This is a genomic window from Nioella nitratireducens (assembly GCF_001879715.1).
GTDB classification, from domain to species: domain Bacteria; phylum Pseudomonadota; class Alphaproteobacteria; order Rhodobacterales; family Rhodobacteraceae; genus Nioella; species Nioella nitratireducens.
This window is the reverse complement of sequence record NZ_MNBW01000007.1, coordinates 145,169-169,418: the sequence shown is the minus strand read 5'-3', so window position 1 is coordinate 169,418 and position 24,250 is coordinate 145,169. Positions and strand designations below refer to the sequence as shown.

Annotated in this window: 19 protein-coding genes and 1 tRNA gene; 8 read left to right on the top strand and 12 right to left on the bottom strand. The window is 64.8% G+C overall.

Annotation, left to right across the window (positions count from 1 at the left end):
• Positions 1–199 precede the first annotated feature (199 nt).
• Positions 200–547, bottom strand: coding sequence for a hypothetical protein (locus BKY27_RS08825; RefSeq protein WP_071674099.1), 348 nt, complete (start codon positions 545–547; stop codon positions 200–202).
• A gap of 137 nt (positions 548–684) precedes the next feature.
• On the opposite strand from BKY27_RS08825, the gene ppsA reads away from it, so the two are divergent.
• Together ppsA and BKY27_RS08815 are read left to right on the top strand one after the other, a co-directional pair.
• Positions 685–3,084: a phosphoenolpyruvate synthase gene (gene ppsA, locus BKY27_RS08820; protein WP_071674098.1), complete on the top strand. Its 2,400-nt coding sequence runs from the start codon at positions 685–687 to the stop codon at positions 3,082–3,084.
• An 86-nt stretch (positions 3,085–3,170) separates the two neighbouring features.
• Entirely contained in the window at positions 3,171–4,100 is a 930-nt protein-coding gene (locus BKY27_RS08815; RefSeq protein WP_071674097.1) for a hypothetical protein, read from the top strand.
• Positions 4,101–4,109: 9 nt separating this feature from the next.
• On the opposite strand, the gene BKY27_RS08810 is transcribed toward BKY27_RS08815, so the two are convergent.
• Entirely contained in the window at positions 4,110–4,712 is a 603-nt protein-coding gene (locus tag BKY27_RS08810; RefSeq protein ID WP_071674096.1) for a response regulator transcription factor, read from the bottom strand.
• Positions 4,713–4,973: 261 nt separating this feature from the next.
• Here BKY27_RS08810 and BKY27_RS08805 point away from each other — a divergent pair, with 261 nt between their 5' ends.
• From BKY27_RS08805 to BKY27_RS08795, 3 genes are all read left to right on the top strand, one after another.
• On the top strand, positions 4,974–5,456 hold the full coding sequence (locus tag BKY27_RS08805; protein WP_071674095.1) for a hypothetical protein: 483 nt from the start codon (positions 4,974–4,976) through the stop codon (positions 5,454–5,456).
• The gene (locus BKY27_RS08800; protein ID WP_071674094.1) at positions 5,453–8,047 is read left to right on the top strand and encodes a hybrid sensor histidine kinase/response regulator; all 2,595 of its coding nucleotides are present in this window, start codon (positions 5,453–5,455) and stop codon (positions 8,045–8,047) included. The genes BKY27_RS08805 and BKY27_RS08800 overlap by 4 nt, the downstream gene beginning before the upstream one ends.
• Before the next feature lie 109 nt (positions 8,048–8,156).
• The gene (locus tag BKY27_RS08795) at positions 8,157–9,779 is read left to right on the top strand and encodes a long-chain-fatty-acid--CoA ligase (protein WP_071674093.1); all 1,623 of its coding nucleotides are present in this window, start codon (positions 8,157–8,159) and stop codon (positions 9,777–9,779) included.
• A gap of 113 nt (positions 9,780–9,892) precedes the next feature.
• On the opposite strand, the gene BKY27_RS08790 is transcribed toward BKY27_RS08795, so the two are convergent.
• The 9 genes from BKY27_RS08790 to BKY27_RS08750 form a co-directional block, all read right to left on the bottom strand.
• Positions 9,893–10,138 carry an acyl carrier protein gene (locus BKY27_RS08790; RefSeq protein WP_071674092.1) on the bottom strand — a complete coding sequence of 82 codons (246 nt, stop codon included), beginning with the start codon at positions 10,136–10,138 and terminating at the stop codon, positions 9,893–9,895.
• Positions 10,135–11,340 carry a dihydrolipoamide acetyltransferase family protein gene (locus BKY27_RS08785; protein WP_071674091.1) on the bottom strand — a complete coding sequence of 402 codons (1,206 nt, stop codon included), beginning with the start codon at positions 11,338–11,340 and terminating at the stop codon, positions 10,135–10,137. The genes BKY27_RS08790 and BKY27_RS08785 overlap by 4 nt, the downstream gene beginning before the upstream one ends.
• Positions 11,340–13,337: a pyruvate dehydrogenase (acetyl-transferring) E1 component subunit alpha gene (gene pdhA / locus BKY27_RS08780; RefSeq protein WP_071674090.1), complete on the bottom strand. Its 1,998-nt coding sequence runs from the start codon at positions 13,335–13,337 to the stop codon at positions 11,340–11,342. Before pdhA ends, BKY27_RS08785 begins: the two co-directional genes overlap by 1 nt.
• Positions 13,334–15,019: an acetate--CoA ligase gene (acsA, locus tag BKY27_RS08775; protein WP_233491803.1), complete on the bottom strand. Its 1,686-nt coding sequence runs from the start codon at positions 15,017–15,019 to the stop codon at positions 13,334–13,336. The genes pdhA and acsA overlap by 4 nt, the downstream gene beginning before the upstream one ends.
• 248 nt (positions 15,020–15,267) lie before the next feature.
• Positions 15,268–15,342: transfer RNA gene (locus tag BKY27_RS08770), tRNA-Glu, on the bottom strand.
• Between the two features lie 117 nt (positions 15,343–15,459).
• Positions 15,460–17,205: a single-stranded-DNA-specific exonuclease RecJ gene (recJ, locus tag BKY27_RS08765; RefSeq protein WP_071674088.1), complete on the bottom strand. Its 1,746-nt coding sequence runs from the start codon at positions 17,203–17,205 to the stop codon at positions 15,460–15,462.
• A 3-nt stretch (positions 17,206–17,208) separates the two neighbouring features.
• Positions 17,209–18,174, bottom strand: a complete 966-nt coding sequence (gene glpX, locus BKY27_RS08760; protein ID WP_071674087.1) for a class II fructose-bisphosphatase — start codon at positions 18,172–18,174, stop codon at positions 17,209–17,211.
• Positions 18,175–18,327: 153 nt separating this feature from the next.
• Positions 18,328–19,614, bottom strand: a complete 1,287-nt coding sequence (locus tag BKY27_RS08755) for a homoserine dehydrogenase (RefSeq protein ID WP_071674086.1) — start codon at positions 19,612–19,614, stop codon at positions 18,328–18,330.
• 82 nt (positions 19,615–19,696) lie between these two features.
• A complete protein-coding gene (locus tag BKY27_RS08750) occupies positions 19,697–19,951 on the bottom strand; it encodes a hypothetical protein (protein ID WP_071674085.1) in 255 nt (84 codons plus the stop codon).
• A gap of 113 nt (positions 19,952–20,064) precedes the next feature.
• Between BKY27_RS08750 and BKY27_RS08745 the strand changes: the two genes are divergently transcribed.
• From BKY27_RS08745 to BKY27_RS08735, 3 genes are all read left to right on the top strand, one after another.
• The gene (locus tag BKY27_RS08745) at positions 20,065–20,646 is read left to right on the top strand and encodes a TetR/AcrR family transcriptional regulator (protein WP_071674084.1); all 582 of its coding nucleotides are present in this window, start codon (positions 20,065–20,067) and stop codon (positions 20,644–20,646) included.
• A gap of 124 nt (positions 20,647–20,770) precedes the next feature.
• Positions 20,771–21,931 (top strand): M24 family metallopeptidase, encoded by a 1,161-nt coding sequence (locus tag BKY27_RS08740; protein WP_071674184.1) that lies wholly within the window; start codon positions 20,771–20,773, stop codon positions 21,929–21,931.
• The gene (locus tag BKY27_RS08735) at positions 21,928–22,707 is read left to right on the top strand and encodes a carbon-nitrogen hydrolase family protein (RefSeq protein WP_071674083.1); all 780 of its coding nucleotides are present in this window, start codon (positions 21,928–21,930) and stop codon (positions 22,705–22,707) included. The genes BKY27_RS08740 and BKY27_RS08735 overlap by 4 nt, the downstream gene beginning before the upstream one ends.
• A gap of 73 nt (positions 22,708–22,780) precedes the next feature.
• On the opposite strand, the gene glyA is transcribed toward BKY27_RS08735, so the two are convergent.
• Complete coding sequence (glyA, locus tag BKY27_RS08730) at positions 22,781–24,076, bottom strand: serine hydroxymethyltransferase (protein ID WP_071674082.1); 1,296 nt, start codon at positions 24,074–24,076, stop codon at positions 22,781–22,783.
• Positions 24,077–24,250 lie beyond the last annotated feature (174 nt).

The following is a 24,250-nucleotide window of genomic DNA, read 5'->3' as shown; positions in this document are numbered from 1 at the left end:
TTCCACCTGCATCAGCCAAATCGCCGTGCCGGGGGGCAGCCCGGCGATGCGCGGCGGCCTTCGGCCTTGGTTCCGCGCAGGCAGCCCGCAACCAATGCCCGCTTCGTCCCGCATGGCCGACCTTCGCGAAGTCGTGACCATGCGATATCGCCCGCGGCGAACGGGACCGGTCTGCCGGGCGGGGCAGGCGGGTCGCCTCCTACCCGGACTTGCCCACCACGTCCCAAAGCGCCCGCGCCAGCACCAGCGGAATGGTTGGGCCGATGGCTGTCCCGACAACCTCGTCATCCTCGTCGATCTGGGAACTGCGCAGCGATGCGCGCCAGTGTCCGTCCGGTTCGCTCGCAATGCCGGTCAGGTGAATGTGCCAACCGGGCAGGCAGCGGGTGATGACCTGCATGATCGCGTCTGTCGGGTCGTCCAGAACATCGGCATGGGCTGGCGCGTCGGGAAACACCTTGGCGGCGGAGACGCAGATATCTGCCAGCAGGGCCCTGTCGAGCTGTTGGGCCGTGCGGATGCGGGACGCGAGGTCGTTGGAAGACATGGGGCACCTGTGCTTGCTGATGTGCTTACCGGGTGTGACGGGTTCCGCGCACCGCTGCCATGACTTGAGTCAATGACCGACCGGGGCGTCCGGGCTAGCGTGGTTCGGGGACAAGGAGCACCCCGAGGGAGGATTTCATGACAACGACCGATCCGAACGTTATCGGGTTCGAGGCGCTGCGGCGCGCGGATGTGGCGCTGGTAGGGGGCAAGAACAGCTCGCTTGGCGAAATGGTGCAGGAATTGGCAGGGCAGGGGATCGCTGTTCCCGGTGGCTTTGCCACAACCGCAGGGGCCTACCGGGCGTTCCTGACGGCCAATGGCCTGACCGACCGGATCACCGAGACCATCGCCAAATGGCAGGCGCGCAAAATCCCGCTGGCCAAGGCTGGTGCGTCCATCCGCGCCGAGATCATCGCGGGCGATTGGCCAGAGGATATCCGCCAGGACATCCTGACATCTTACGCGGCGCTCAGCACAGCGGCGGGGCAGGCGGATCTGCCCGTGGCTGTCCGCTCGTCCGCCACGGCAGAGGATCTGCCGGATGCCAGTTTCGCGGGCCAGCAGGAAACCTTCCTCAATATTACCGGTGCCGAGGCGCTGCTTGATGCTTGCCGCCGCTGCTTTGCCTCGCTCTTTACCGACCGGGCAATCAGCTATCGCGAGGTCAAGGGCTTTGACCATATGTCGGTGGCCCTGTCGGTCGGTGTGCAACGCATGGTGCGCTCCGACACGGGCGGGTCGGGTGTGATGTTCTCGATCGACACGGAATCGGGGTTCGACAAGGTGGTACTGATCAACGCCGCCTGGGGTCTGGGGGAAAACGTGGTGCAGGGGGCCGTGGACCCGGATGAGTACCAGGTGTTCAAGCCGTTTCTGGACGACGAGAGCCTGAACCCCGTGGTGGGCAAACGGCGTGGTGCCAAGGAAATCAAGATGATCCTTGGCAGCGACGGCCCGGCCCCGGTGCGCAATGTGCCGACCTCGAAGGCTGAGCGCGCGGCCTGGGTGCTGAGCGACGCGGAAATCCTGTCGCTGGCGCGGATGGCGGCAACGATCGAGGGGCATTACGGCTGTGCGATGGACATGGAATGGGCACGCGATGGCGACACCGGTGAGTTGTTCATCGTTCAGGCCCGGCCTGAAACGGTCGAGTCGCGCCTGTCGGGGGCGGCGTTGCGCAGTTACTCGGTGAGTGGCGCGGGCGCGGTGCTGACCACGGGCCTGTCGGTCGGCAATGCCGCCGCCGTTGGGCAGGTCTGCCTGATCGAGAACGTGGCCGATATCGACAGGTTCGTCGACGGGGCGATCCTGGTGACCTCGAACACCGATCCCGACTGGGTGCCGGTCATGAAACGCGCGGCGGCGATCATCACCGACCACGGCGGGCGCACGTCGCACGCGGCCATCGTCAGCCGGGAATTGGGCGTGCCGGCCATCGTCGGCACAGGCAACGCCACCCATGTGCTGCATGACCAGCAAGAGGTAACCGTCAACTGCGCCACGGGCGAGGATGGGCTGGTCCATGCGGGCTTGGCCAAGGTCTCGGTCGAGGATCTGGACCTGTCGAGCCTGCCGGAAACCCGCACGCGGATCATGGTCAACATGGCCAACCCCGCCGCCGCCTTTCGCTGGTGGCGATTGCCGAGCGAGGGCGTGGGGCTGGCACGGATGGAGTTTGTCGTCAGCAACTCGGTCCGCGTGCATCCGATGGCGTTGCTGGAGTTCGACAAGGTGACGGACGCAGGCGAACGTGCGGAAATCGAGACGCTGACCACAGGTTACGAGGACAAGGCTGAATATTTCGTGGATCAGCTTGCGCTCGGGTTGGCGCGGATCGCGGCGGTGTCTTACCCGCATCCGGTGATCGTGCGGATGAGCGATTTCAAGACCAACGAATATGCCGACCTGTTGGGTGGGCGGGCGTTCGAGCCAAAGGAAGAGAACCCGATGATCGGCTTTCGGGGGGCCTCGCGCTATACCGATCCGGCCTATCAGCCGGGCTTCGAACTGGAATGCCGGGCGATAAAGCGTCTGCGCGAAGAGATGGGGTTCGACAATGTGGCGGTGATGATCCCGTTCTGCCGGACGCCCGCCGAGGCGGACGGCGTTCTGGCAGTCATGGCGGGGGCCGGACTGGAGCGCGGCAAGGCCGGTTTGCAGGTCTATGTCATGTGCGAGATTCCGGCCAACGTGATCCGGGCCGAGGAATTCGCCGAGCGCTTCGACGGCTTTTCGATCGGCTCGAACGACCTGACTCAACTGACGCTCGGCGTGGACCGGGACAGCGACCGCTTGGCCGACCTTTTCGACGAAAGCGACCCGGCGGTCATCTGGATGATCCGCACCGTGATCGCCAAGGCCCGCGCGGCGGGGCGCAAGATCGGGCTGTGCGGTCAGGCCCCGTCGAACAACCCGGAATTTGCGCGGGTTCTGGTCGAGGCGGGGATCGACTCGATCTCGGTCACGCCCGACAGTTTCGCGGCGGTCAAGGCGCAGGTGGCCAAGGCAGAGGCTATGCAGAAAGGCCCGGATTGAGTAGCCTTGGAAAGCATATTCGCCCGCGAGCATCGACCCTGCGGGCGAAGCCATCAGGTGTTTCGAAAGGGGAGGTCAGCATTGCCATGACCCGCACTATTTTTCGCACGTCCATTGCCATTCCTTTGACTTTGCTGGCGACGACCGCGCTGGCTGGCCCGCCACCTGCAAGCGGGTCCGATGCCGGGGCGGGGGGGCTGTCGATCGATTGCACGATCAATGGCCGGGTCGAACATTTCGACCTTGCGCCAGGCGCGCTCGATCAGGGGCTTTTCTCGCTGACGCGCGGTGGCGTGACCTACGTCATCGAAGACCGGACGGTGCAGGTCAGCGGCGGGCCGGATGCCGGAAAATGGGATTGCGTGACGGTGGCCCCGGGTCGCGTCCCCACTGCCGCGAGCCCCGAAACCATGGCACGGATTGTCGAACTGGAGGGCGCGCTGGCCAATGCCGAGGCGGCCCTGCACGCTGCACAGGGCGACCGTGACGCCGCCGATCTGGGGCGTCTGGCCGCCGAACAGGCCCGGACTGCGGCCCTGTCCGAAATTGAGACGCTGCGGGCGCGAATGGCTGAACTGACGGCGGAAAACGAGACCCTGCAATTGAGCGCACAGGAAGGTGCCGCCGCGCAGGAACGCGTTGCGGCGCTCGGTGAGCGATTGAACACGGCCTTGGCGAGCAATGCGGCCCTGAACCTGCAAGTCGAGGATCTGCAGGCGCAGGTCGCCGGGTTGCAGGCCGATCTGGCCGCCGCGCGGGCAGAGCCTGACGAGATGTCGGACTCGGCGGCCACGGAAGACGAGGCACCAGCCGAGAACGACGTGCCCGCCCTGGTCACGGACGGAGCCTTTACGGTTGACGGGTTCGATCCCGAGGTCGCGCAGGCGGCCTTGGACGCCTCGGGTCTGTCGACAATTGCCCATGACTCGCTGTCGGCGGCGGTGGCCGAGGCCGCGGCCGATCCCGCGCGCATTCCCGAGGTGGTGGATCGGCTGAACGCCGCGCTCGGGCGCTGAGGCCCCGGATCAAAGCAGGTTGCGATCCCTTGCGATCATCGCAGCCTGCGTCCGGTTCTTGGCGTCCAGCTTGCGGCACAGCGTCTTGACATGCAGCTTGATCGTGACCTCTTGCAAGCCAAGGTCGCGACCGATTTCCTTGTTTGACTTGCCTTCGTAGAGGCCGTGCAGAACGTCGGTTTCGCGCGGGGTCAGATTGGCGACCGCCTTGGGATCGTCTGCCGTCATGAACTCGACCGGCAGGAAGGTTCCGCCATCGGCCATGTAGCGGATCGCGGTCACCATGTCCTTGGCGGCAAGGGTTTTCGGAACGAAGCCTGCCGCCCCCGCTGCAATCGCGTCGCGTGCCACGGTGCGCGTGGCGTTGCCGGACAAGAGCGCGATCGGCTTGTTATTGTTGACCTCTTTCAACCGGGCGAGCCCGGCAAGACCGTTCATGCCGGGCATCTGGTAGTCCAAAAGGGTCAGATCGAAATTCCCTGTATCGCGAGTCTTGGCAATCGCCTCGTCCAGACTGCGCGCGGTGCACACGTCTTCGACCCCTTCGGATTGAAGGTAAAGGGCGATGGTCTCTCGCACCAGATCGTGGTCATCCGCCACAAGAACGCGCATTGTCTTGCCTGTTTTTTGATACCGTCTGTGCAAATTAGGGCATTGGGCCGGATATGAAAACCTTTCCCGCGGCCTGCGCGGCAATGCCGTCGGGCGCGCGCGACCCGTCCGGGTGGCTGAACCGGATCGCAGCGGCCCTTTTCGCGTTGCGATTCAAGCAGCCCGCCACGGCGATAAATTTGATTGCCCCCCCGAATTGGCCTATCTGGTGACATGGGTTCAAGGAACCGGGGCGGGCGACACCGGGGTGAAGGGAAGCGAATGACGGTATTTCAACAACTGGGCCGGGGGGTCGGGCTCTGTCTTTGGGCTGTCATCGCGCAAGCGGCTCATGCCTCTGAACCGATCCTGTTGACGGTGTCGGTCGATGGCGAAGACACCGGCTTTACCCGCAGTGCGCTTGAGGCGCTCGGCACCGCAGAAATCGAGACGACAACGATCTGGACCGACGGGGTTCAGCATTTCAGCGGTGTCCCGCTGAGGGCGCTGGCCGAGATGTTTGACGTCGGAGACAGCGGATTCCGGGCTTATGCCATCAATGACTACGTCATCGACATTCCGCTGGAGGATGCCCGCGACGGCGGTGCCCTGCTGGCGCTTGACCGCGATGGCGAACCGATGAGCCTGCGGGATATGGGCCCCATCTGGCTGATTTACCCTTATGACAGCGATCGGGATTTTCAGACCGAGGTGATCTATGCCCGCAGCGTTTGGCAATTGATCCGGCTGGAGGTGATGGATTGAGGCGACCCCGAGGGCTCGGGGCGTCGCGGCTGCTGCCGCGCCTTGCGGTGCTGGGGCGCGAGCAGATGTCCTATCTGGCTGCTGTCCTGACGCTCTTTGCCTTCGCGGTGCTGATCTGGGTGCTTAGCGCCGACGCCCGACGCGAGATCGACGCGCTGGCAACGGCGAATTCGGACAGTATCCAATGGACGCTTGCGCAGGCCGAAGTCGAGCATCTGACCCTTTGGAACGCGGTTCAGTCGGCCACGCCCGGCGATGCGGCTTCACTGCAAGAGCTGAGGGTGCGGTTCGACGTGTTCTATTCGCGCGTGGCGACCCTGCAAGGCGCGCCTGCGTTCCGCGAAATGCGTGCCTTGCCCGAGGTGACCGAGGCCCTCGATCATGTGAACCGGTTTCTGGCGGACACGATCCCGCTGGTGGACGGCAGGGATGCCGAACTCGGGGCGGCGCTGGACGAACTGGAGCCTGCGGTGGCTGACTTGCGGCACGATCTGCGCCTTGTATCGCTCGGTGGGGTCAGGGTCTTTACGGCGGACTCCGACCGCCAACGACAGCGCGTGGCAAACGCGCTAGGGGATTTGGCGTATCTCACGGTCGCCCTGGTGGTGGGCCTTTTCGCGATGGTTCTGGCCCTGATGCGGCTTTTGGCCATGCGCCGTCGCCAGACCGAGGAAATTCGCCAGACCCAGTCCCGCCTTAGCGCGGTGGTAACCTCGTCCATCGACGCGGTTCTGGTGTTGGACCGCGACGGGCGGATTGCCGAAATGAACGACTCGGCCGAGACGCTTTTCGGCTACTCCCGTGCCGAGGCTCTAGGACAACAGGTGGCCGACCTGATCGTGCCGCCCAATTTGCGTATGCCGGGCACCGAAGGCTGGAGGCAGATCCCCCTCGACCGCGACGATTTTGTCGACCAGGGCCTTGTGCAATTCCAAGCGGTCGACAAGGCCGGTCGCGTCTTTCCCGTTGAATTCTCGGTGTCCAGCGCCGAAAGCGAGGATGGCCGGATCTACGTGACCTTCTTGCGCGACATCTCGGACCGGGTGGCGGCGCGCGAAGAACTGATCCAGGCGCGTGACACCGCCTTGGCCGGGGAAAAGGCCAAATCCGACATGCTTGCGGTGATGAGCCACGAGGTGCGCACGCCCCTCAATGGTATTCTGGGCAGTCTGCAACTGTTGGCTGACAGCGACCTCGACCCGCGCCAGCGGCGCTTCGTCGAGGTGATGGAGCGCTCGGGGCGGATGCTGCTGGACCAGGTCAACACGGTGCTCGACATCTCGCGCACCGATGCGGGCAGCACGGTTCTGACGCAGCAGGTGTTTTCCATCGACCGCGTGTTGGCCGATGTGGCCGACAGCCTGCGTGTGCAGGCCGATGCGCGGGGAAATACCATCCGGATCAGGGCCGAACCGGCCCTTGGGTTCGCCGTGGGTGATGCGGTGCGGTTGCAGCAGGTTCTGGTCAACCTCGTGGCCAATGCGGTCAAGTTCACCAAGGACGGAACCATCACCCTCGACGCCCGGCGGAAAGACGGCGGGGGTGCAGTGGCCTTCGCCGTTCGGGATACCGGGATCGGCATCCCAAAGCGAGAGCATGAGCGGATTTTCGATGACTTCGTGACGCTCGACAGTTCCTATGGTCGAGAGGTTGAAGGCACCGGGCTGGGTCTGGGGATTGCCAGGCGTATCGCCCGCACCATGGGCGGCGATATCGCTGTTCAGAGCCGTCCGGGCCACGGAGCGACCTTCACCGCGACGATCTGGCTGCCGCAAGCCGACCGGTCCGAGGACGAGGCCTCGGCCAGCGCCGAAGGTTCAGCGGTGCCGCATCAGATTGGCCTTGATGTCCTGTTGGTCGAAGACAACGAGACCAACCGCCTTGTCGCCCGAGAGATGCTGACCGCGCTTGGGTGCCATGTCACCGAGGCCGCCGACGGGCAGGTGGGGGTGGAGATGGCCGCGCAAAGACCGTTCGACCTGATCCTGATGGACATCAGTATGCCCCATCTCGACGGGGTGCAGGCCACCGCGTTGATCCGGTCGCACGCAGGGCCGAATGCCGACACGCCCATCGTGGCGCTGACCGCCCATGCGCAGCCTGATGACATCGAGCGGTTCCACGCGGCGGGGATGGCCGATGTTCTGGTCAAGCCGCTGTCGCTTGCACGGCTTGCGGCCCTGTTGTCGAACGATGAGGCGGCAGAGCCGATTGCGCTGTACGGCGGTGATCCGCTGCACGAGGTGCTGGCCTCGCTGATGGCGGCCCTTGGCCCTGACGGCACCCGTGACACGATGAACAACGGCCTGAGAGAGGTTGAGGACGGGCTTGCCGACCTCGCTTTGCACCATGGGTCGGCAGGGGGTGCGGGCGCGTTGGCGCACAAGTTGGCGGGCACGGCGGCGGTGCTTGGCCTGCGTGGGGTGCACAATGCCTTGCTCGACATCGAGGCGGCGGCGAACCGAGGAGAGGTCGGGGCTTTGTCGCAACAGGTTGCAGTCGCCCGCAATGCCTTGGTCACCGACCGCAGCCGGGCGGAAGCGGCCCTGTGGGGCGTTCTGGAGGCCGCTGGTCACAACCCACTGTCCTGATCGCACCGGCCTGATCGCACCGGCCGGTCTTTGCCACGCTGGAAATCATCTGTTGGCACACACGAATAAAATGTCATGCTCCCAAAAATATCTTTGGGAGGAGATTGCCATGTTCGGACAGATGATGGAGCAGCCGCTTCTGATTTCTAGCCTCATTACCCACGCCGCGCGCTATCACGGGCAGGGCGAGGTCGTGTCGGTCGAAACGACGGGAGGGGTTGAGCGCAGCACCTGGGCCACGGTCGAGCGAAACGCACGCCGGTTGGCCTCGGCTCTCGGCAAACTGGGCATCGCCGAGAATGACCGCTGCGGCACCATCGCCTGGAACAATCGCCGCCACCTGGAAATCTATTTCGGTGTTTCTGGCGGCGGCATGGTCTGTCACACGATCAACCCGCGCCTGTCGCCGGAAAACCTGATCTACGTGATCACCCATGCCGAGGATCGGGTGCTGTTCATCGACCGCACCTTTGTCGGGCCGGTGTCCAAATTACTGCCCAGGCTGACCACCCTGCGCCATGTGGTGGTGATGGGGCCGCGCGACGAAGAGGCTGCGGGGCTGATCGACGGGGTGCTGTTCTATGACGAGTTGCTGGAAACCGGCGACGACAGCTATGAATGGCCGCAGTTCGAGGAGACCCGCGCCTCGTCGCTTTGCTACACCTCCGGCACCACGGGGCACCCCAAGGGCGTGCTGTATTCGCATCGTTCGACGGTCTTGCATTCGATTGGCGGGAACACCGTGGACGGGCTGGCCATCGCGGCGCGCGATACGGTTCTGCCGGTTGTGCCGATGTTCCATGTCAACGCCTGGGGTGTTCCCTACGTGGTGGCCGCCCAGGGCTCGCGGCTGGTGCTGCCGGGGCCGCACCTGGATGGGGCAAGCCTTGTGAACCTGATCCAATCGGAAAAGGTGACGCTGGCCCTCGGGGTGCCAACGATCTGGATGGGCCTTTTGGCGGCGTTGAAAGAACAGGGTGTGACCGATCTCTGCCTTGAACGGACAGTGGTCGGCGGGTCGGCCCTGCCGCCGTCGATGATCGACGCGTTCCGCGATGGCTATGGTGTCGAGTTGATCCACGCATGGGGCATGACCGAGACCAGCCCGTTGGGAACCATGAACCAGCTTCTGGCCAAACACGAGGCGCTGTCGGACGAGGAAAAACGCAAAGTGCGTCTGGGGCAGGGCCGCCCGCCCTATGGCGTTGACCTGCGGATTTTGGGCGACGAGGGCGAGGCGCTGCCGTGGGACGGGCAAACGCAGGGCAAGTTGCAGATCCGGGGCCACTGGATCGTCGATCGCTATTTCGGGGCGGACGATACTGCGCTGACGCGGGATGGGTGGTTCGACACCGGCGATGTCGCCACCATCGACAGCGACGGCTATCTCGTGATCCGCGACCGGTCCAAGGACATCATCAAATCGGGCGGCGAGTGGATTTCCTCGGTGGATCTGGAAGGCATTGCCATCGCCCATCCCGCCATCGCCAACGCCGCAGCTATCGCCGCGCGCCATCCGAAATGGGATGAGCGTCCGGTCATCGTGGCGGTGAAAGCGCCGGGCCAAGAGGTAGAGGAAGCTGAACTATTGGCTTTTTACGATGGGAAAGTGCCCCATTGGCAGGTGCCCGACCGGGTGGTCTTCGTGGAGGAACTGCCCCTTGGCGGCACTGGGAAAGTCCTGAAAACCCACCTGCGCGAAGCGCATGGCGATATCTTGCTGAAGGACTGAGCGCCGCGCCTGGAGCATGTCGTGCAAAAGCGGGAACCGGTTTTGTGTTCCTCGGACATGCGACATCAACAGGTTAGAGCGGGGGGCGTGATTGCGAAAGACCGCACCACGCTCTAACCCAACCGCTTGGCAAGATAGGCCACCGCCTGCGCAGGCGTGGCGATCTGGGGGTAGTCGGCCTCGGGTATGTCCACGCCGAGGATTTCGTGCAAGGCCGTCACGAGGTTGAGAACGTCCATCGAGTCGAGTCCGAGGTCATCCTGAATATGCTCGTCGTCCTCGACGGTCGCGGGGTCGATGTCGGGGGCGACATTGCACAGGGTGTCCAGAAAAGCGGCGCGTAGGTCTGCGTGGGTCATAGGGCCTCCGGGGCTGAGAGCTGGGATTCGAACGCGGCGATGAAGCGGGCTGCCTGACGCCCGTCATTGGCGCGATGATCGGCCGAGAGCGTGATGGTCACCACATGGCGCGGCTGAATGCTGTCGCCAATGACCCATGGCCTCACTTGTGGCGCTCCGATCCCGACAAGCGCCGCCTGCGGCGGGAAGATCACGCCGGTCATGCTTTCGGGGCCGCTCTCGCCGACACTGGACAGGGTGATCGTTCCTTCGGTCATTTCACGGTTCCGCAGCCGCCCGGCGCGCGCGCGCGTCACCAGATCGCGCATCGCGGCCATGGTGGCATCAAGATCCAGCGTTTCGGCGTCAAGGATTGCCGGTGCCACCAGCCCGCCGCCGCGCAGGGCGACGGCCAGCCCGGCATGGACCGGCCCCGAGGCGATGAACCCGTCTTCGTTGACCTGACCGTTGAGGCTGGGCACCTTGACTGCCGCGCGCACCATCGCCCGGACAAAGAGCGCCCCGAGCAGGATGCGTTCTGCTGGCGGGCGGCCCTCGTTTCGGGTGGCCAGCCATGTCATGGCCGGATGCAGGTCCATCGTTTGGGACATGTAGAAATGCGGAATGGTCTGCTTGGAGCGGGTCATCGCGGCCGCAATGGCCCGGCGCATTTCCTCTTGCGGCGACCGCGCGGGCGGCGCCCCGGCCAAACGTTCCACGTCCACCAACCGCACCGCGCCGCCCGGGCCACTGCCGGTGACGGTCGCCAGATCGACCTTTAGCTCGCGGGCGCGCAAACGGGCGGCGGGGGAACTGGGCGGCGTGCCGTCAGGGGCGGGGGGCGACGCGGCCACGGCGGGGACCGGGGCGTTTGTGGCAGACGCTGTGACGGGGGCGCTCGGGGCGGGGGGTGGCGTCACCTCGGCAGGGGGCGCTGGCGGGGAGGGGGCGGTCGCTTTGGCGGGGCTGTCTGCGGGCGGGGCCTCTCCTTCTGCCAGGATCATGGCCAAGGGCGCTCCGACGGGCAATTCGGTACCAAGCTCGGCCAGAAGGTTCTGCACCACTCCGGCCTCGAAACATTCGATCTCGATTGCGCCTTTCTGGGTTTCGACCACTGCCACGATATCCCCGCGCGCGACCGTGTCGCCCGGTTCCACCAGCCATTCGACCAGTTTGCCTGCATCCATGTCAGCCCCGAGGGACGGCATTGAAAAGAGTCCCATCAGCCTTGCCCCATGGCCGATTTCGCCATCGCCACGATGACGGGCACCTGCGGAATGGCGGCGTCTTCCAAGTGTTTGGCATAGGGGATCGGCACCTCGGCAGAGCACACCCGCCCCACCGGCGCATCGAGGGTCCAGAAGGATTGCTCCATGATCCGGGCGGAAATTTCCGCCGCAAGCGATCCGCTGCGCCAGCCTTCGTCCACGATCACGGCGCGACGGGTATGGGCGAGCGAGGCCATGATCGTATGATCGTCCAGCGGCCGCAGGCTGCGCAGGTCGATCACCTCGGCGTCGATCCCGTCGGCGGCCAAGACCTCGGCGGCTTCCAATGTCTTGAACAGCGATCCGCCGTAGGTGATCAGGGTCAGATCACGCCCCTCGCGGCGCACGGCGGCCCGCGCGATATCGACCGGGCCAGCCTTGGCGTCGATCCGCTCGGCCCGGTTGTACAGCATGACGTTTTCAAAGATCAGCACCGGGTCGGGATCTTGCAGCGCGGTCCACAACATGCCGCGGGCGTCCGCCACGGTGGCCGGAGCCAAAACCTTGAGGCCGGGAATATGCGCATACCAGCCCTCAAGGCTGTGGGAATGCTGCGCCGCCAACTGTTTGCCAGCCCCGGTCGCCATGCGGATGACCACCGGCACACCGAACTGCCCGCCAGACATGTGCCGGATCGTGGCGGCGGTGTTCATGATCGCGTCGAGCGCCAGCAGAGAGAAATTCACCGTCATCAACTCGACAATCGGACGCATTCCGGCGGCGGCGGCCCCGATGCCCGCACCGGTAAAGCCCGATTCCGACAGGGGTGTGTCCCGAATGCGCGCCTCGCCGAACTCATCCATCAATCCCTTGGAAACCGCGTAGCAGCCGCCATAGGCCCCTACATCCTCGCCCATCAGGAAAACGCGGTCGTCGCGGATCATCGCGTCGCGGATCGCTTGTTTCATCGCCTCGCGATAGGTCATCTCGACCGTCTTGCCCGATGGAGATATCGCGGCGGGCGGTTCAGGCTGCGGGCCGAGCACGTGCTGGTCGAGCATCTCCAGCGGCTCCAGTCGGCCCGCCTCGGCAAAGGCCACGGCTTGCGCGATCTCCGAGTCCGCCTCGGCTTCGATCCGGGCGACGTCTTCGGGGTGGATCAGCTTATTGTCCAGCAGCCATGTCTGGAACTGCACGATCGGTCCGCGTTTGCGCCAGTCCGCAACCTCGTCCTTTGGGCGGTAAAGCTGGGCATCGAACATGGAATGGGCTCGGAACCGATAGGTGCGGCATTCCAGAAAGACCGGCCGCCCCGTCTCGCGGATGGTGGCGATGGCCTTGCGCGCCGCGGCCTCGACCGCGACCACGTCCATGCCGTCAACCTCAACGGATTCGATGCCATAGCATCCGGCCTTCTTGCTGATGTCGGGTTCCGCCTCGGTTCGGGTTAATGCCGATCCCATCGCGTAGCCGTTGTTCTCGCACACAAAAAGTACCGGAAGATCCCACAGGGCGGCGAGGTTCAGGGTTTCGTGAAATTCTCCCTCCGCCACGGCGCCTTCACCGAAGAAACAGGCGGTCACATTGGCCTCGTCAACCATCCGGTCGCGCAGGGCAAGACCGCCCGCCAATGGCAGGCCGCCGCCGACGATGGCATTGCCGCCGTAGAAATTGCGCCCTGCGTTGAACAGGTGCATCGAGCCGCCACGCCCGCGCGAGCAACCTTCGATCTTGCCATACATCTCGGCCATGATCTCCGACATCGGCAGCCCGCGCAGCAGGGCGTGCCCGTGTTCGCGATAGGTCGCCACGACCCGGTCATCCTCGGTCAACAGCGGGATGATCCCGGCAGCGATGGCTTCTTCCCCGTCATAGAGGTGCAGGAAACCGCGAATCTTTTCCTGAGTGTACATCTCGGCGCATTTGTCCTCGAACTTGCGCACACGGATCATGTCGGACAGCAGCGACAAGACATGGTCGCGGTTCAGGCGGGGCTTGGTTGCGCTACTCATGATTCATCGGTCTCCAGAGTCGAGATGTCGCCTTCGGGCAAGCCAAGTTCGCGTGCCTTCAAAAGTCGTCGCATGATCTTTCCCGAGCGTGTCTTTGGCAGAGTGGTGCGGAAGATGACCTCGCGCGGGGCGACGGCGGGGCCCAGTTTCTTGCGGGCGTGGCCGCGCAATTCCTTTTCCAGCGTCGCATCGGGCTGATAGCCGGGGTTGAGCGTGACATAGGCTTTCACGACTTCCCCGGCGGTTTCGTCGGGAATGCCGATGACACCCGCTTCGGCCACCGCCGGATGTTCGATCAGGGCACTTTCCACCTCGAACGGGCCGATCAGGTGGCCCGACGTCTTGATCAGGTCATCGGCCCGCCCCACGAACCAGAAATAGCCATCGGCGTCGCGCATGGCGAGGTCGCCGGACAGGTACCACCCATCGGCAAAGCACTTGTCGTAGCGCGCCTGTTCATGAAGGTAGGCCCGCATCATCGAGGGCCATCCGGGCCGCAGCGCCAGTTCCCCCACCTTGCCGGTGCCAAGCGGCTCAAGGCCCGCATCGGTGTGCTCGACGATCCCGGCCTCGATCCCCGGCATGGGTTTGCCCATGGACCCCGGACGCACCGCCATGCCCGGCCTGTTGGCGATCATGACGCCGCCTGTCTCGGTTTGCCACCAATTGTCATGGAAGGGCTGCCCGAAGACTTTTTCACTCCAGATCACGGCCTCGGGGTTCAGCGGTTCGCCGACGCTGGCCAGAAACCGCAGCGACGAAAAATCATAGGGCGCGGCAGCCTCGGCCCCCGATCGCATCATCATCCGGATGGCAGTGGGCGCGGAATACCAGACCTCGACCTTTTCGTTCTGAACCGTGGCATACCAGCGGTCGAGGTCGAATTCCGCCTCGTCCACGATCATCGTGACCCGGTTCACCAGCGGCGCAATGATGCCGTAGGACGTTCCCGTGACCCAGCCGGGATCAGCCGTGCACCAATAGATGGTGCCGGGCGTCAGATCGAGCGCGTGGCGTCCTGAAAAGGCGTGATAGACGACCGCGTTGTGGACATGCACCGCGCCTTTGGGCTTGCCCGTGGTGCCAGAGGTGAAGTGGATCAGCGCCGGGTCTTCCGGCTCTGTGTGCACGGTTTCAAAGCTGGGCGATGCGGCGGCCATCGCCGGGTCAAGCGCGACACAGCCTTCGGGGGCCTCGTCGCCAAGGATCAGCACCAGTTTGAGGGACGGTATCTGGTCGCGCCACGCCGCTATCTTGCGCCTGTAGAGTTGCGCTGTCGTGACCAGAACGTTGGCGCTGCCGATTTCCATCCGGGTCTGGATCGGCTCCGGTCCGAAGGCGGAAAAGAGGGGGGTGAAAACCATGCCGGCCTTTAGCGTGCCAAGGGCTGTGATGTAGAGATCCGGCACCCGCCCCATCAGGGCGAACACGCTGTCGCCCTTGGTCAGACCATGCGCGGTCAGCACATTGGCCATCCGGGCAGAGGCGTCGGACAGGGCGCCGTAGCTCAACGGGCGCCTGCTGCCATCCTTGCCAAGCCAGAGCATCGCCACCGTGGCGCCGTGGCCCTGCGCGACATGGCGGTCCACGGCCTCGTGCGCGATGTTGACACTGCCGCCCGGCGCATCAATCAGGGCGCGGGCCTCTTTCCATGGGTCGGGGCTGTTTGAATCCACTGTCATCGTCATCCTCCCTCTGCCCAGCATGGGCTGGATGCACAGGCAGGGGAATGACGTGGGTCAATGCAGGGGTGCGAACCCTGGGATGGCGGCAAAGCGGCTGCGATGCCGGTAGACCTGCCAGAGATCTGTGGATCGCGCAGGGGGCTTCAGGCACGCGGCCATGTGCGCGCCGCCAGCCGCATGCGGCACGTTGGAACGGGGCATTCCAGTCGATAAGGTCCGGAACAAGAGAGATTTTTGTAGAGAAGTGGCAGCCCGTAGGGGAATCGAACCCCTCTTTCCAGGTTGAAAACCTGGCGTCCTAACCGATAGACGAACGGGCCACTCAGATGCGCCGATGGGGATGGTTCAACCGCATCCCGTTGGCGTGAGGCGGTGTTTATGAAAAGGCCGGGGGGCGTGCAAGGGGTAAAATCAACCTGCCGACAACTTTTTTCGGCTCAGGCGGGGGCGGCATCTTCGAGGCGCAATTGCACTGTCTGGCGGCCGTTCCAGTGGTTCACTTCGATGCGGCCGACAAGGTTGAACGGGCGGCCATTATGGGCCTCCAGCGCGTCGGCCAGACCCGTGGCGCGGGCGTTGAAGGCGATGGCGTCCAGCACCACCGGGCCACCGTCCGAGACACTCAGTTTCAGGTGCCCGTCGCCCACCGGCTTGGTGAAACGAATGGTCTGCGCCGGAAAGGCGAAGCGGGGGGCAGATGCCCCGGCACCAAAGGGACCAGCGGCGTCGAGGTGTTCGATCAACGCGACCGTGGCGCCGCCGGGCATCAGCAGGCCGTCAATGCGCAGATCGGCAGGGCCCGCATCGCCCGCGCCCTGCTTGCCGAGCAATTCGCTCAGCCGGGCCATGGCTGGGTCCAGTTGCGCGCGCGTCAGGCTGAGCCCTGCCGCCATCCGGTGGCCGCCGCCCTTGGTGATCAATCCTTCGGCTGCGAGCTTCTGGATCGAGGCGCCAAGATCGACGCCGGTGATCGACCGGCCCGACCCCTTGCCCTCGTCGCCGTCGAAGCCGATGACGACGGCGGGGCGATTGGTGGCTTCTTTCAGGCGGCTGGCGACGATGCCGACCACGCCGGGATGCCAGCCGTCTTCGGCGGCCCAGACCAGCGGCGCATCCAGCCCACGGGCCTCGGCCTGCGCCAGCGCCGCTTCGCGCACGCGGGTCTCGATTTCCCGCCGGTCGGTGTTGAGGTCGTCCAGCAGCTTCGCCAGCTTGGTCGCCTCTGCCATGTTGTCCGTCGACAAGAGCCGCGCCCCAAGGTCTGCCTTGCCGATCCGCCCGCCCGCGTTCACACGCGGCCCCAGCAGGAAGCCGAGGTGATAGGCGGCGGGGGCCCGGTCGAGTCGGGACACATCGGCCAGCGCCACAAGGCCGGGGCGCTGACGGCGGGCCATCACGGTCAGACCTTGCCGGACAAAGGCGCGGTTTACGCCGGTCAGTTGCGCCACGTCTGCCACGGTTGCCAGCGCCACGAGGTCGAGCATCGCCATCAGGTCGGGGCCTGTCACGCCCTCGGTGCGCAGCCGCCTGTTGGCTTCGACCAGCATCAGGAAGACCACGCCTGCCGCACACAAGTGGCCAAGCGCGCCGTCTTCGTCCAGCCGGTTGGGGTTCACCACGGCCACACAGTCGGGCAACTCGGCCCCGCCAAGATGATGGTCCAGCACGATCACATCGGCCCCCTTGGCCGCCGCGATCGGCCCGAGGGACAGGGTTCCACAATCGACGCAGATGATCAGGTCGTGGTTGCGTGCCAGCGCCTCCATCGCCGGTTCGTTGGGGCCATAGCCCTCGTCGATCCGGTCGGGAATGTAGAGCGTCGCAGGGCGGCCCATCTGGCGGAGCCAGTCAATCAGCAGTGCAGCCGAACTGCCGCCATCCACGTCATAGTCGGCGAAGATGGCAATCCGCTGGCCTGCGGTCACCGCGTTCAGGAACCGCGCGGCGGCTGCCCCCATGTCTTTCAGGGTCAACGGATCGGGTAGCAGGTCGCGCAGGGCCGGGGCGAGGAAGCTTTGCGCAGCCCCTGGCATAACCCCGCGCCGCGCCAGAACGCGGGCCACGGGGGGCGGCAGGTCGGCCTGTTGTGCCAAGGCTTCGGAAAGACGCTCCTGCTCCGGCGACAGGCCGACCCATTTGCGGCCCGTGACCGAGTGCTCGACCCCTAGAAACGCATCAGCCATGCCTTAGCGGCGCGGGTTGCGGTAGGCCATGCGCCGCACAGATCCGGTCTTGGAGCGCATCAGCAGGGTCTCGGTGGTCAGCCAGCCGACTTCGCGCTTGATGCCGCTCAGGATCGAGCCGTTGGTGACGCCGGTGGCCGAGAAGATCACGTCCTGGGTCACCATCTCGTCGCGGGAATAAATGCGATCCAGATCGGTGATGCCGGTCTTGGCGGCGCGGGCGCGTTCATCATCGGTGCGGAAAACGAGCTGGCCATACATCTGCCCGCCCATGCATTTCAGCGCGGCGGCAGCGAGCACCCCTTCGGGTGCGCCACCCCGGCCCATATACATGTCGATGCCAGTGATATCGGGTTCGGCGCAATGCATGACACCCGCCACGTCGCCATCGGTGATCAGGCGGATCGCGGCGCCGGTGGAGCGGACGTCTTCGATCATCTGCTCGTGCCGGGGGCGTTCGAGGATGCAGACGGTGATGTCAGAGGGCTGGCAGCCCCTCGCGCTGGCCAGCGCCGAGACGCGCGTGGCGGGGTCCATGTCAAGGGTCACGATGCCTTCGGGATAGCCCGGCCCGATGGCCAGCTTTTCCATGTAGGTATCGGGCGCGTGCAGCATCGAACCGCGCGGGCCCATGGCAATCACGGTCAGCGCATTCGGCATGTCCTTGGCGGTCAGGGTGGTGCCTTCCAGCGGGTCGAGCGCGATGTCTACCGCAGGGCCTTCGCCGGTGCCGACCTCTTCGCCGATGAACAGCATCGGCGCTTCGTCCCGCTCGCCTTCGCCGATCACGACCACACCGGCGATGTCCAGCATGTTCAACTGGTCACGCATCGCATTCACGGCGGCCTGGTCCGCTGCCTTTTCGTCGCCGCGTCCGATCAGGGTGGCGGATGCGATGGCCGCCGCTTCGGAAACGCGGGCCAAGCCGAGCGAAAGCATGCGGTCGTTGAAATCGGTGGGATGCGACATGAGCGGATTTCCAATTTATTCTTGTGCCGGTTGAAATCTATCTAGCCCGCGCAGACCCCGGCACACAAGCCGCCCGCACGGGTCGATCGGCCTTTACGCTTGCGGCGTTTCAGCCATGTAACAACGATGATTGCTCTTGTTTCGGGCGATTGCTCAGACGTCTTCGATCCGCAAGGCGACGGGTTGGCCCACGACAACATCGGTCTTGGGCAGTTCGACAAGCGCATCCTGTAGCGACGGTGCGGCGACCTTGTGGGTCACGATCAGCACCGGGGCATCGGTGCCGCCATGGCTGCGCTGGCGCATCCGGTCGATGGAAATCCCGCAGTCGCCAAGAACAGCAGCGACCTTGGCCATCGCGCCGGGTTTGTCGCGCAGCATCAGGCGCAAGTAGTAGGGCGCTGCGGTCGCCACGGCGGCGCGGTTGGCCTTGGTCAGTCCGGTTGCGGGTTGGCCGAAAGTGGACAGGCGAATGCCGCGCGCGATGTCGAGCACATCTGACAGAACAGCGCTGGCGGTGGGGCCTTCGCCGGCGCCGGCGCCGCGCAAGACGATCTGGCCCACGGCGTCCCCCTCAAGAACCACCATGTTGGTGCCGCCTTCAAGTTGGCCGATGGGGCTGTTGGCGGGCACGAGGCAGGGCGTCATGCGCTGTTCCAGCCCGCGTCCGGTCATCCGCGCGACGCCCAGAAGCTTGATCCGAAAGCCAAGCTCAGCCGCTTGGTTGATATCCTCGATCGTGACCTGACCGATGCCTTCCAGCGCCACGCCGTCGAAATCGACCTGCGTGCCGTAGGCGATGGAGGACAGCAGCGCCAGCTTGTGCCCGGCGTCGATGCCGCCCACGTCGAGATTTGGGTCGGCCTCCAGATAGCCAAGCTGGTTGGCCTCTTCGAACACCTCGTCATAGGACAGGCCCGCTGACTGCATCCGCGTCAGGATGTAGTTGCAGGTGCCGTTCATGACGCCCATCACGCGGGTGATGTCGTTGCCCGCCAGCCCCTCGGTCAGGGCCTTGACCACCGGGATTCCGCCTGCAACGGCAGCCTCGAACCGGATCACGCGACCTGCGGCCTCGGCGGCTTCGGCCATGGCCTGACCGTGCAGCGCCAGCATTGCCTTGTTGGCGGTCACCACGTCCTTGCCCGCGGCAATCGCGGCTTCGGTCGCGGCCTTGGCCGGGCCGTCGGAGCCGCCCATCAGTTCGACGAAGACATCGACATCGTTCCGGGTGGCGAGCACGACGGGGTCGTCCTCCCAGCCGTAGCCGGAAATATCGACGCCGCGATCCTTGTCGCGGACGCGTGCCGAGACCGCAGAGATGGTGACCGGACGGCCGGTGCGCATCGCCAACAGGTTGGCTTTCTGCTGCACGATCTTCACGACACCGACACCCACGGTGCCAAGCCCGGCAATGCCCAGGCGAAGCGGCTCAGTCATGAAAGATCCTCCGGCTGTGTCTTGTCTGTCTTGATCGCCCTGTTAGCGGCAATGCCCCAAGGGTGCAACGCGCCACGCGCCATCAATCGACGGGAATCGCCCGCAAAAGCGCAGCGCGGCGGCGCAGGTCGGCGGCGCGCCATTGCAGTGTGCGTCCTTCGGCCTCGGCGGTGCGGGGCGTCAACGCCTCTGCCTGCGCCAGCAGGGGGACGAGTGGCACCAGTTGTGGCCAGTCCGCCTGACGGCTGGTTTCGGTGATCGAGGCATCCAGTTCCGGCGCGCGGATCGAGCAGGCGGTCAACGCCAGCAAGACAGACAGGATCAGTATGACGCGCATCGCGGCCCCCGGTTGGATCACGCCCCCTGATAGCGCGGGCAGGGCGCGCAGGTCCAGCGGGAAGGCGAATTGAACACCTGTTCAAATAGCGGCAGGGGCGCTAACCTGCCCCCATGGCACGCAAGCAAGGCTCTCATGCCGAAACCACTGGCCCCAAGGTCCGCGAGGCGGCGCTGCACCTGTTCGCGCGGCACGGCTTTGCCGCTGTCTCGATGCGCCAGATTGCGAAAGAGGTCGGGGTGCAGGCCGGGGCGCTTTACCTCTACACCCCCGACAAGCAGACACTGCTCTTTGACCTGATGCAGGGACATATGGAGCATCTCTTGGCGTCGTGGCAGGTGCCGGAGGGGACGCCCGCCGCGCAGTTGGAGGGGTTTTGCCGCCACCACATCCGTTACCACCTCGACCGGCCCGAACTGGTCTTTATCGCCTACATGGAACTGCGCAATCTGGAGTCCGAGAATTTCGCGGTGATCGAGGGGTTGCGCAAACGCTACGAAGACCAGTTGGAGGGTATCCTGAGGGCCGGGCAGGCGAGCGGTGCCTTTGCCGTGGCAGATACCAAGATCGCCACGCTGGCCATAATCGCCATGCTGACCGGGGTAAACACGTGGTATCGTGAAGGCGGGCGTCTGGCGCGCAGCGACGTGGAAGGCATCTATTGGGACATGGTCCGGAAATCCGTCTCTGCCTGATACGCGCTTGTCTGGTGTTGGCGCGCCCGAAATGGTTCGGCAGCGACCGTTGAATGACGCGGAAGGGCAAGCCCCCATGGTGAAACCCCACACCATGGGGGCGAATGACAAAAAGGGGATACCGATGCTCGACGAAGCCCGTTCCAGACATGCCGCTTTCCAGAATCGCCTTTCCGCCGCGGGTGTCGACGTTGCGCTGCTGACCGACGAGTCCTCCATCGCCTACCTGGCCGGGTTCTGGGGATATTTGTCTGTCGAGTTCGGGCGCCCCACCGCGCTGATCGTGCGCCCCGACGCCGATCCCATCATCGTCACGCCGCTCATGGAAAGCGAGATGGTGGCAGCGATGACATGGGTCGAGACCGTGGTGACGTGGGAGGATATGGGCAACAACCACTGGGTGAATGTGCTGCCCAGGGCTCTCGGCGATTCCCCACGCGTGGCGGTCGAAAAGGGCACCTTGCCTGCCGTCTTGCGAAACTGGTTTGACGATCAGCGCCCCGAGACGGAGCTGACCGATGTCTCTCCGGTCCTTGGGACCATGCGGATGATCAAATCGCCCGCCGAGATCGAGGTGATGCGGCAAGCGGGCCAGATCGCAGGCGCGATGATGGGGGCGGCGCATGGGGCGTTGTCGGCGGGGGGGCCGGAATACGAAGCCGCGCTCGCGGTGATCGACGCAGGCACGCGCAAGGCGGCGGGGTTTCTGACGGATCGAGGCTGGGAGGCGTTCGTCTCGCCGATGATTCAGGGCTTGCAAGTGATGCAATCGGGCAGCGACACCTCGATGGTTCATCGCCGCGCCAGCGTAAAGCGTCTGGCCCCCGGCGACCCGGTCTATTTCTGTTTCTGCAACATGGCGCAATTCAAGCTCTACAAGCTCGGCTTTGACCGGATGTTTTTCATCGAGCATGCCAGCGATGTCGCCATCGAGGTCCAACAAGCCGCCATCGACGCACAGCAGGCGGCGATTGCGGCAATCCGGCCTGGCGTGACGGCGGAAAGCGTGGCGGAAGCCGCGAACCAAGTCTACCGCGCGCGGGGCTTTGAGACTGGGTATCGCACCGGGCGCTCCATCGGGATGAGCTATCTGGAAGCGCCGGAGTTGAAAGCTGGCGACAGGACCGTGTTGCAACCCGGTATGACCTTTGCCGTGGATGGGGGCATTTCACTGGACCGACAATGCGGCGGGCGGATCGGGGATTCCATTGTGGTGACGGAAACGGGGGCAGAGTATCTGACCGACTACCCGCGTGAGATCCTCTATTCGGGCCAGCGCCCATGAAAGCGGGGGTCTGGCAGAGCGACGGAGCGGACCTGACGCCAAAGGCCCGGTTGGCAGCGCTGGAAGCGGCCATCGCGGGGCAGGGGCTGGACGTCGTCCTGTGCCCCGAGCTTTTTGCCGCTGGCTATCACATAGGGGACGCGCTGGAGGCAGCGGCAGAGCGCGCCGCAGGGCCATTCGCCCAAGCGGTGCAGGCCTTGGCCAAGCGGACGGGAACGGCGGTGCTTTATGGTTACGCCGAGCGGGACGGGGCACAGGTCTTCAATTCTGCGCAATTGATCGGGCCGGATGGGCCCGTGGCCCACCACCGCAAGCTGGTGATCCCGCCGGGGCCGGAAACGGGGCGATTTGCACAAGGTAAGGGCTGCGAGGTCTTCGAGTTCTGCGGCCTGCGCTGCGCGATTCTCATCTGCTACGACGCCGAGTTCCCCGAAGGCCCCCGCGCTGCAGCACTGGCGGGGGCAGACGTGCTGTTCGTGCCGACCGCCCTGTCGGATCAATGGGGCAATGTGTCAACGCAGGTGATGCCCGCGCGGGCGTTCGAAAACGGGCTTTGGCTGCTCTATGCCAACCACGCGGGCGAAGAGGCCGGGTTGCGCTATTTCGGCGGCAGCCGGATCGTCGGGCCGGTGGGACAGAGCGTGGCAGAGGCCGGGACGGCCCCGGACCTGATCATGGCCGATCTCGATGCGGCGTCCGTGCGTGCCGCGCGCAAGCGGTTGCCCTACCTCGCCGATCGGGCGGGGTTGCTGAGGCGGCTTGGGGCAGGAAGGTAACGGGTGGCGCAGAAGCCAAAAGAAAGCCCCCCGGCGCCTATGGCCGGGGGGCTTTTGGGATCAGGCTGTCGGATCAGAGATCGTCGTAGAGCGGGAAGCGAGCGCAGAGCGCTTCGACTTCGGCTTTGACCTTCTCTTCCACCGCGGCGTTGCCTTCTTCACCGTTGGCGGCCAGCCCGTCGACCACTTCGACGATCCAGTCGGCGATCTGGCGGAACTCGTCCTCACCAAAGCCACGCGTGGTGCCGGCGGGGGTGCCAAGACGCACGCCCGAGGTGACCGTCGGCTTTTCCGGGTCGAACGGGATGCCGTTCTTGTTGCAGGTGATGTGGGCCCGTCCGAGCGCCTTCTCGGTGGCGTTGCCCTTCACGCCCTTGGGACGCAGGTCAACCAGCATCACGTGGGTGTCGGTGCCGCCTGTCACGATGTCGAGACCGCCCTTCATCAGCTGATCGGCCAGGGCCACGGCATTGGCGCGCACCTGCTTTTGATAGGTCTTGAAACCGGGGCGGAGCGCCTCGCCGAAGGCGACGGCCTTGGCCGCGATGACGTGCATCAGCGGGCCGCCCTGAATGCCGGGGAAGATCGCCGAGTTCACTTTCTTGGCGATGGCTTCGTCATTGGTCAGGATCATGCCGCCGCGCGGGCCGCGCAGGGTTTTATGGGTGGTCGTGGTGGCCACGTCGGCATAGGGAAAGGGAGAAGGGTGCTCGCCTGCCGCAACCAGACCTGCGAAATGGGCCATGTCCACCATCAGGTAGGCGCCGACGCTGTCTGCGATCTCGCGGAACTTGGCAAAGTCAACCTGCCGCGGAATGGCCGAGCCACCGGCGATGATCAGCTTGGGCTGATGTTCGGTGGCAAGCTGCTGGATCTGGTCGTAGTCGATCAGGCTGTCCTGCTTGCGCACACCATACTGGATGGCGTTGAACCACTTGCCCGACTGGTTCGGCTTGGCGCCGTGGGTCAGGTGGCCGCCCGCGTCGAGGCTCATTCCGAGAATTGTGTCGCCGGGTTGCAGCAAGGCGGTAAACACGCCTTGGTTCGCCTGCGAGCCCGAGTTGGGCTGAACGTTGGCGAAATCACAGCCGAACAGCTCTTTGGCGCGGTCAATGGCCAGGTTTTCGGCGACGTCCACGAACTGGCAGCCACCATAGTAGCGGCGACCGGGATACCCTTCAGCGTATTTGTTGGTCATCACCGAGCCCTGCGCCTGCATCACGGCTTTGGACACGATGTTTTCCGAGGCGATCAACTCGATCTCGTTGCGCTGGCGGCCAAGTTCCTTGCCGATAGCGTCGAAGATTTCCGGATCGCGGTCTGCAAGGGTTTCGGTGAAGAAACCAGCGTCGCGGTGGGGCGCGTTCATGGCCTGTCTCCCTATGTGAAGGCAATGAGATATTCCGGCTGCATCTAGCCAAAGGCGCGCGTGGGTGGAAGCCCGGAAAGCGCCGCATTTCGTCTCATCAGCGTCCCCGATAGGAAACTTCGGCGGGTTTTCGCAAGATTCCGGGATTGAGTTTCCGACCGTCACGCGCGAACA

Bases quoted from the DNA above. Each gene is read 5' to 3' on its own strand.
- BKY27_RS08825 (WP_071674099.1), bottom strand. From the start codon at position 547: ATGTCTTCCAACGACCTCGCGTCCCGCATCCGCACGGCCCAACAGCTC.
- ppsA (WP_071674098.1), top strand. From the start codon at position 685: ATGACAACGACCGATCCGAACGTTATCGGGTTCGAGGCGCTGCGGCGC.
- BKY27_RS08815 (WP_071674097.1), top strand. From the start codon at position 3,171: ATGACCCGCACTATTTTTCGCACGTCCATTGCCATTCCTTTGACTTTG.
- BKY27_RS08810 (WP_071674096.1), bottom strand. From the start codon at position 4,712: ATGCGCGTTCTTGTGGCGGATGACCACGATCTGGTGCGAGAGACCATC.
- BKY27_RS08805 (WP_071674095.1), top strand. From the start codon at position 4,974: ATGACGGTATTTCAACAACTGGGCCGGGGGGTCGGGCTCTGTCTTTGG.
- BKY27_RS08795 (WP_071674093.1), top strand. From the start codon at position 8,157: ATGTTCGGACAGATGATGGAGCAGCCGCTTCTGATTTCTAGCCTCATT.
- BKY27_RS08790 (WP_071674092.1), bottom strand. From the start codon at position 10,138: ATGACCCACGCAGACCTACGCGCCGCTTTTCTGGACACCCTGTGCAAT.
- BKY27_RS08785 (WP_071674091.1), bottom strand. From the start codon at position 11,340: ATGGGACTCTTTTCAATGCCGTCCCTCGGGGCTGACATGGATGCAGGC.
- pdhA (WP_071674090.1), bottom strand. From the start codon at position 13,337: ATGAGTAGCGCAACCAAGCCCCGCCTGAACCGCGACCATGTCTTGTCG.
- acsA (WP_233491803.1), bottom strand. From the start codon at position 15,019: ATGACAGTGGATTCAAACAGCCCCGACCCATGGAAAGAGGCCCGCGCC.
- recJ (WP_071674088.1), bottom strand. From the start codon at position 17,205: ATGGCTGATGCGTTTCTAGGGGTCGAGCACTCGGTCACGGGCCGCAAA.
- glpX (WP_071674087.1), bottom strand. From the start codon at position 18,174: ATGTCGCATCCCACCGATTTCAACGACCGCATGCTTTCGCTCGGCTTG.
- BKY27_RS08755 (WP_071674086.1), bottom strand. From the start codon at position 19,614: ATGACTGAGCCGCTTCGCCTGGGCATTGCCGGGCTTGGCACCGTGGGT.
- BKY27_RS08750 (WP_071674085.1), bottom strand. From the start codon at position 19,951: ATGCGCGTCATACTGATCCTGTCTGTCTTGCTGGCGTTGACCGCCTGC.
- BKY27_RS08745 (WP_071674084.1), top strand. From the start codon at position 20,065: ATGGCACGCAAGCAAGGCTCTCATGCCGAAACCACTGGCCCCAAGGTC.
- BKY27_RS08740 (WP_071674184.1), top strand. From the start codon at position 20,771: ATGCTCGACGAAGCCCGTTCCAGACATGCCGCTTTCCAGAATCGCCTT.
- BKY27_RS08735 (WP_071674083.1), top strand. From the start codon at position 21,928: ATGAAAGCGGGGGTCTGGCAGAGCGACGGAGCGGACCTGACGCCAAAG.
- glyA (WP_071674082.1), bottom strand. From the start codon at position 24,076: ATGAACGCGCCCCACCGCGACGCTGGTTTCTTCACCGAAACCCTTGCA.